The sequence below is a fragment of the Microcoleus sp. Aus8_D2 genome (assembly GCF_036702665.1).
Classification (GTDB): domain Bacteria; phylum Cyanobacteriota; class Cyanobacteriia; order Cyanobacteriales; family Microcoleaceae; genus Microcoleus.
In genome coordinates, this window is record NZ_JAUBUN010000035.1 from 26,896 (window position 1) to 34,735 (window position 7,840).

Here is a 7,840-nt window from a genome sequence, read left to right on the forward strand (position 1 = left end):
CTATGTGCTATTTGTAACTTATTGTAGCATATCAATTGTCGATCGCCCCCAGCAACACCTCCGCGCCAAACCGCACCGGATCGGTACAAGGCAATCCCGTGTCTGCTTGAATTCCTGCTATTGCTAACAGCGCTTCTGCGTCAGTTAAGTGATGAGTATTGAGAGCGATCGCACTTACTTTTGCCCCGACAAAAGCACCCGCAGCAGCGGCCACCATTTCGTACAATTCAACCACTTTCAACAAACTCGGAATCGATACGCGGGGGTGATTGCGAATGTGAGTTTGTCCGGCTCGGTGCGCTAAAATTAAGTGAGTTGGCTGCGTACCCCGCAACAGCGGCAGAGTCGCCGTCGAACCCGGATGCAATAGCGAACCTTGCCCTTCTACGTGCAGAATATCGCATTCAGCACCCATTTTTAGCACCGCTTGTTCGACAGCACCAGCGGCAAAATCAACACGCACTGCATCCAAAGCAATGCCTTCATTTCCAATCATTAAACCAGTTTGTCCGGTGGCTAAAAATTTGGAACGCAAACCCCGCTGCAAGCAAGTGCGATTGAGTTCCAAACTGGTTGACATTTTGCCAATGCTCATATCTGTGCCGACGGTTAACACGCGGCGACAGCTTAATTTAGCAGCGGCCGCAGAGGCGATCGCCCCGACAGACTTCGGTTCCTGACGCACGTCCCAAATCCATTGATTTTCGGCTAACGGAAGCGCAATTAAAGGTGCAAGTTTTGCGTGCAAACCGTTGACAACCGACAACCCTGCTGCTACCGCTCGATTAATTTCTGGCAACCATTCCGGCGGCAAAACACCGCCTGAAGGAGCAATACCAATCAGCAGAATATTCGGCGCAAATTGCAGTGCTTCTGCAACAGAAGCAACGATCGGCACTTGTTGGGGAATGCCAGTTAATTGTGGCAAAGATTGTCCTGTACATTGGCGGTCAATTACTGCTACAATTTGTGCTTCGCTGTAGCGTAAAAAAGCTAAGCCTGTTTTGCCGGAATGCCCGAGAATACCTTCGTGCAACAAGATAGCAACTTTGCCATTTTTGAGGGGATAGTTTTGAGTCATTGATTCAGTGTAGTCGCTTGGTAAGGGCGGGTTTATAGATATTGTGGATGTGAATCAAAGATTGTTGGTGAAACCCGCCCTACAAGTATTGTGGTTAATTTACCGGACATTATATCAACACTTTGGACTGTTTCACGGATTACATATCGGGGCGAGGGGGCTAGAAACCCGGTTTCTTATAATTTTGCGTTTAGTAACGATAAATCTAGCAAGAAACCGGGTTTCTGATTTGCGATTACTGGTTCAAAGCATTCGGATCTTCTCCCAATTCTCGCAATCTGGCTTCTAGTCGTGAGGCTCGCTGTTGAGCGGCTTCGGCTTGCTGTTGAGCAGCTTCGGCTTGCTGTTGAGCAGCTTCCGCTTGCTGTTGAGCAGCTTCGGCTTGCTGTTGAGCGGCTTCCTCAGGTAACAAAACTAGATTTCCCGAGTCGTCGTAAAAACGCACCCAGACTGCTGTTTCTCGATCGACAATTCCGTCCCAAGTCCCCAACCAAAAGCCCAAACTTTGACTCCACAGCCAGCCCCTATCGTTAGGGACTAACGGTTGATAGCGTTGATTATTATCTAAATGCCATCCCTGCAAATAATTCGGATCGAAAGGATCGAAAACAAAGTAATCAGGCGTTCTAAAAACCTGCTCGTAAATATCCTTCTTAATTCCTGTATCTACATTAGCAGTGGCAGGCGACATTAATTCTACGATCGCATCCGGGTAACGTCCGTCTTCATTCCAAACTACCCAGCCTTGTCGGGAAGTATTCCCGTCAACACCCAAGACAGCGAAAAAATCTGGGCCTCGAAAATCCCGATTGTGAACCTGTTCGCTGCTGAAATAGATAAACATATTGCCACCGACAAAAAAATCGTTCCGCTTAGCCAAACCTTGTTCTGCAGAACGGATTAAAACAGTCATGGCTATGCGGTGGCGGTTGCTTTCCATTTCTGCCGCATCATCAAAAATCAAATCAGTCGGCGGCTTGTGTTCTTCATAGAAGAGCTGTGCTTCTCTATCAATTTGCCCTGCAAGTGATTTAAGTGATATCATAGCATCTCCCGTTCGTTTTGAGCGATACTTTTATTCTACAATGTCAATTCGCTGCACTCCCAAACCCGATCGCCAGTTTGGCAGCAAACACCCATTTTCTATGGTTGCACCGCTGAAAGGATCGTCGATTAAATTCAAGTGACTGTCCAAATCCAGGTAATCAGCGAGGGGCGAAAGTTGGGCGGCGGCGGTATTCGCGATCGCACTATCGGAATAGCAGCCGAACATTACTTGCAAATTGCAGGCTTTTGCGGTGTGAATCATCCGCATGGCTTCCGTCAACCCGCCGGATTTCATTATTTTGATATTGATGCCCCGGACGCAGTGTGCTAACTTGGGTATATCCGAACTATTAAAGCAACTTTCATCAGCAAAAATTGGCAACGGCGATTGACGGTACAGTTCCGAAAATTCAGCCATATCCGCGACTGGTGACAGGGGTTGTTCGACATACTTGATGTTGTATTTTTCCAGCCAGCGACACATCTCTACAGCATCTTTTAAACTCCAACCCCCGTTAGCATCAACACTGATTTGAACGTTAGCCGGCGCTTCGTCTAATACTGCGATGAACATAGCTTTATCGGCTTCAATTCCTTCAGGATTGCCCAATTTAATTTTGACGGCCCGGTATTTGATGCTTGCGGGATCTGTCGCATCTTTGCCAAACCAATCGCGCACTCTGTCTCTCGCAGCAGACGGCGAATTTATGCCGATGGTGACGGATGTGGGGACGATGCGCGATCGATCTAATCCCCACATTTTCCACAGCGGCAAGCCTGCTTTTTTGCCCAGCCAGTCGTGGATTGCCATGTCGATGCCGGCGCGGGCGGCCGATGGTAACTCGACCTCTGTGAAGATTTGTTCGACTTTTTGGCGATCGAAGGGAGTAAACTTTTCTAACAGGGGTACAACTTCCTGCAATGCAGCTAGCAGACTTTCGGTAGTTTGGGGCCGAGAACCTGTGGAAAACGGCGAAGCTTCTCCCCAACCTTCGATACCTTCGTGGGTTAATTTTACCCACAAATTCGTACTTTGTGCTGTGGTACCGCGGCTGATGGTAAGCGCAAACCGCTTGCGGAGAGTGAAAGTTTCTATTTGAAGGTGCATGATTAGTTATCAACAGTGGGTTGTAGGATTAGAAAATAATTTCAGTGGTGACATTTTACTAAAAATCCGCGATCGAGCCAACGGTTAATTGTAGGTTGTGGCATAATTATAGGTAGGAAAGGCGCGCAGTACACAGCCGATATGAGCCATAAAATATTATGACTATCTACTTTTACAGTACGCGGAGCGAATACGGTAGTTTCTCTAACTTTTCCCGTCACGGATTCGAGTTAGACGGAGAATACTGGCCGACTACCGAACATTATTTTCAAGCACAAAAGTTTCCCGAAACGGAACACTGCGACCAAATTCGCCAAGCAAAAACGCCGAAAGATGCAGCAAAAATGGGGCGCGAGCGCTCTCGTCCCCTCCGCAAAGATTGGGAACAAGTAAAAGATGATATCATGCGAAAAGCTGTACTCCGGAAATTTGAAACTCATGCCGACATCCGCGAAATTTTACTCGCTACAGGCGATGAAGAAATAGTCGAAAACGCACCGGGAGATTATTATTGGGGTTGCGGGAAAGATGGCAGCGGCAAAAATATGTTGGGACAGATTTTAATGGAAGTGCGAGAGATTTTGCGAAAAGGTACGTAGCGAGTAAAACATAACTTACAAGTTCGATCGTGCGGAATTCAGTCCTTATTTATAGTCCTGGACGCACGGGTGGTCAGAAACCGGGTTTTTTACGAAAATCTTTCGTTGTGACCCGTAGATTAGGTAAAAAACCCGGTTTCTTTGGTTTTATGGTAAGTCCTTTCTTTCTCAATTCAAGAGGGAGGACTTGCATTCCGAACGATCGAACCTATTTTTCATGATAAAGCAGGACTTATTTAATCCTAAGTCCTGCCATGCTGCTAAGCGAGCATTTCCTCAATTTTATTAAACAAGGTGACTCAAACATCCGTGTCAGCAACTGTCAAATTTTGTGCCAATCTCCTCAGGCTGTTCTAATAGAGGGTTTAGCCTCTCCTCGGAGACTGCGAAGCAGGGGAAACGGTAAAAACCCTGCACCACTTTTGGGTTTGAACAACTACTGTCAACCGGAATTAACTTTTATCGTCGCAAGTACAGCATTGTTAGCCAGTCGCCTCCCGGACACCGTTCTCCTTAGGTTGGCGATTCACAGGTAAAACAGCAAAACACCTGTTCTGGTTAAGGTTTGTTTTTGATTTATGCTGTATGTTTCTATTGTGTGCGATTTCTCTAAAGTGTTAGCTGTTGTACAGAATTCTTTACACTTTTTCGCTCTAAAAGCTGCTCTGCGGGCTTTGGTTAAGGCATCGATCGCGCTTTCGGAATCCTCTGTCAGACTTAAGTTCGGGGATCGCAGCTCGATTCAGTTTTCACCGCATCCTCAGATTGCTGAATGTTAAGATATTTGACTTATTTGGCTGCCTTGGCCCCGATGTGGCGCAGTTGATGCTGAATGCGGTTGAAGTCTTTTTGTTCTTCGCTTAGTAAAGTATTGTCGATCGGCGATCGCATATCCCACTGCAACTCTGACAATAACAGCAAACATCCGGCCATAATTATGCCTGTGGTTAGATATTGCCAGGGGGCAACAAAGGTTAATAGAGGTATGCTCAATAAATGAGTGAGTCCAATTAAAATAAAAGTGCGCGATCGCAAACCGAGCCCAGTACAAAAATAGCCGATCGCGCTCAACCCCAACCACAAATCGCACAGATGCAGCAACCAAAATCCCCAACCCGCAAAAATACTGCAATCGGTCACAACCAAACCACCAACCATCAAAATCGCCCAAGAGTAAAGAATCCAGCTAACACGCTCGACTTTTACCCAAAACAAAGTCAAAACTGCCATTACCACAGTGCCAATTAGAGTCACAGTTGACCACAGAATCGCCTGAAAGCTCCAACTAATCGGGACAAACTGAGCCGTAAAAAAAATCCCCGCCGTCACCAAAGCCCAAAGCAAAAAAGTTTGGTCAATGCGGGTATAAAATCCCGAGAAAAGAGTAATATTTCCGACTTGCCAGTGGAGGCGCAAGAGGCCTGCGAGATCTTGTACATCGAGATGTTCTTGTTTGCAGCGGATCGCGGGTTCGGAGGCGTTGAAGAATGTCATCCAGTGTGAGGGAAGATATTAAGTTTCGCGTATTGTAACAAAATGTCAAGAAGATTTTGCAATTTTTTTATCCTTTTTTCTCGTTCCCAGGCTCTGCCTGCGGACGTAGATCTAGAGGCTCTGCCTCCCGCGAGTCTAAAGCTTGCGAGGCAGAGCATCTGGACATCTGTTCCCAGGCAAATCCAGGGAACCAGGGAAGTCCTATTTATTTGTGTTTTTTGTTCAGGGTTTTGGTCAACCGAGTAATTGAGTTGAGCAAAGTTTGGGAAAAGTAAGCCATCGCAATAATCACAGCTACTGCAACTCCTCCGTACATCAGTAAGGGCATGAAACCTCCTGTTTCCGGTGCTGTCGCGGAATCAGTTGGAGAGGTAGAAACCAAAATGACTTGATTTGTGCTAAAATTGGACATATCAACTCCTTGGTCTGTGCAAAGACCATAAAAATGGGAACTTGACGAGCGTTTCTGGTTGCAGCCAGTCGCTCTGAAAACAACAAGCATCGAAAGCGTCTCTAGTAACAGCTAGGGGCGCTTGTTTGCTTGTCAAGGGCAGTGTAACACGGCTTTTTGAAATATACAATAAAAATAACGTATATTTTTAAAACGTGTGGTACGATTGACGTATAAACGCTCAAAACCTTGTCTAACAAGCATTTAAGGGTAAATAAATTAACACAGATCAGCACTTGCAGCTTTGAGACCTGGGGCTACACAAACAAAGTTCGCTAACTGCCAGCAGGTTGAAACCTGGGGCTACACAAACAAACTCTGCCTTCGCGGACTTTAGATAAGTTGTGTAAAAACTGTTTTATGAAAAGCATATATCTTTCTCGATTTACTCCTAGTTTAATGACGCCGGAAGCCTTAGAAGCGATTCTAGTTCAGCGTCAGCAATTAGTGCATGATTTAGTTGAACGGGTTTGCGAAAGTGCTGCGAGTTCAGCCAAGTATTACAGCCTGTTAATTGGACCGCGCGGTATAGGCAAAACTTACCTAATTTCACTGATTTATCACCGTGTCTGCAAGCTAGAAGATTTGCGGAAAAAATTGGTTATTGCATGGTTGCAGGAGGAAGAATGGGGCATCTCGTCTTTTTTTGATTTGCTGCTGCGAATTTTTCAGGCACTTAAAAATGAATATTTAGAAGAATATAATGCCAAACTACGAGCAACTGTCGAAGAAATGTATCATTCGCCCGATACAGCAAAAACCAAGGCTGTAGAGTTGCTAAAAGAGTTTGTTGGCAACCGTACTTTGCTGTTGCTTGTAGAAAATCTTGATGACATATTTGCCGGGTTAGGTGAAGAGGGACAAAAACAATTTATGGCATTTATTCAAGACTTCAACCAATGTACGATTACCGCCACATCAACCAGTTTATTTAAGGGAGTTAAACTTAAAAAATCTCCGTTTTATGGCTTTTTCAACATTCAGGAATTGCAAGAATTGACAGCGGAGGAAGCAGCGCAACTGTTGAAGAATATCGCCCAACTTGAAGGCAAGCAAGAATTAGCAAATTTTATTGAGACAAAAAAAGGGTTCAATCGAATCAAGGTTGTCCATTACCTTTCTGGTGGTAGTCCTAGGAATTATATTATTCTTTCAGCTTTTCTTACACGCGAATCCTTAGATGAGTTGATAATATCATTTAGGAAAATGGTGGACATTTTAACACCATTTTATCAAGAAAAAATGAAAAGCCTGTCCAATCAACAGCAAAAAATAGTTGATTTTTTGTGCTATAGAGGTGGTGCTACACCTGTAAAAGAAATTGCTCAATTTTGTTTTATTACTCAGCAAACAGTATCGAGTCAACTGAAAGATTTGCGAGAAAGAGGATATGTAAAAACTGAAGAAATAGGACGTGAGTCTTGGTACGAATTGCGAGAACCGCTAATGCGTTTTTGCTTTGAGGTGAAGAAGCAGCAAAATCAACAGATTAGATTATTAATTATAAATTTTTTGCGAGTTTGGTATAGACGGCAAGAATTGCAGCAGCGATTTGAATGGAGGATAGATGATATTGCTTTTTCTGACATAGAAAGTCATAGAGAAGAATGGCAATGCTTAGAACCCATTCCATTTGATACTTTAAAAGATCAAGAATTTTATCGGTTTGCGTTTGAGGCAAAAGATATCGAATGGCGCAAAGAAGCCCTAGCAGATTTAGATAAAGCGATCAAGCTTAAGCACAATTCTGCCTTGGTTTGGGCTAAGCGTGGTGATGTACTCGACAACCTTAAACGCTATGAAGAATTGGTAGCATCCTACAACAAAGCGAGCCCGCAAATTGACCCCAACGATCTGTGGGCTTGGGCTAAGCGGGCCGATTTATTTAACAAGATTCTTAAACGTTATGAAGAAGCATTAGAATGCTACGATAAAGTTATAGCTATTAACCCCAATTATCAGTGGGCTTGGGTTAAGAGAGGTGATGTACTCAACAACCTTAAACGCTATGAAGAAGCTTTAGCATCTTTCGATCGAGCGCTAGAACTTGATGCCAATTA

General features: G+C 44.6%; 7 protein-coding genes. 2 read left to right on the forward strand and 5 right to left on the reverse strand.

Annotated elements, in window-relative coordinates; translation table 11 throughout:
• Positions 1-31: 31 nt before the first annotated feature.
• The 3 genes from QUB64_RS23610 to QUB64_RS23620 all read right to left on the reverse strand — a co-directional run bounded on the left by QUB64_RS23610 (position 32) and on the right by QUB64_RS23620 (position 3,236).
• On the reverse strand, positions 32-1,081 hold the full coding sequence (locus QUB64_RS23610; RefSeq protein WP_333266527.1) for a DUF1611 domain-containing protein: 1,050 nt from the start codon (positions 1,079-1,081) through the stop codon (positions 32-34).
• Positions 1,082-1,316: 235 nt separating this feature from the next.
• Positions 1,317-2,126: a Uma2 family endonuclease gene (locus tag QUB64_RS23615; protein WP_333266530.1), complete on the reverse strand. Its 810-nt coding sequence runs from the start codon at positions 2,124-2,126 to the stop codon at positions 1,317-1,319.
• Positions 2,127-2,156: 30 nt separating this feature from the next.
• On the reverse strand, positions 2,157-3,236 hold the full coding sequence (locus QUB64_RS23620; RefSeq protein WP_333266532.1) for a dipeptide epimerase: 1,080 nt from the start codon (positions 3,234-3,236) through the stop codon (positions 2,157-2,159).
• A gap of 158 nt (positions 3,237-3,394) precedes the next feature.
• Between QUB64_RS23620 and QUB64_RS23625 the strand changes: the two genes are divergently transcribed.
• On the forward strand, positions 3,395-3,835 hold the full coding sequence (locus QUB64_RS23625; RefSeq protein ID WP_333266534.1) for an NADAR family protein: 441 nt from the start codon (positions 3,395-3,397) through the stop codon (positions 3,833-3,835).
• Positions 3,836-4,624: 789 nt separating this feature from the next.
• On the opposite strand, the gene QUB64_RS23630 is transcribed toward QUB64_RS23625, so the two are convergent.
• Together QUB64_RS23630 and QUB64_RS23635 are read right to left on the reverse strand one after the other, a co-directional pair.
• Complete coding sequence (locus QUB64_RS23630; protein WP_333266536.1) at positions 4,625-5,329, reverse strand: hypothetical protein; 705 nt, start codon at positions 5,327-5,329, stop codon at positions 4,625-4,627.
• A gap of 205 nt (positions 5,330-5,534) precedes the next feature.
• Positions 5,535-5,741: a hypothetical protein gene (locus tag QUB64_RS23635; RefSeq protein WP_333266539.1), complete on the reverse strand. Its 207-nt coding sequence runs from the start codon at positions 5,739-5,741 to the stop codon at positions 5,535-5,537.
• Between the two features lie 438 nt (positions 5,742-6,179).
• Between QUB64_RS23635 and QUB64_RS23640 the strand changes: the two genes are divergently transcribed.
• The coding region (locus QUB64_RS23640) for a tetratricopeptide repeat protein (protein WP_333394227.1) at positions 6,180-7,840 on the forward strand (1,661 nt) is incomplete at its 3' end.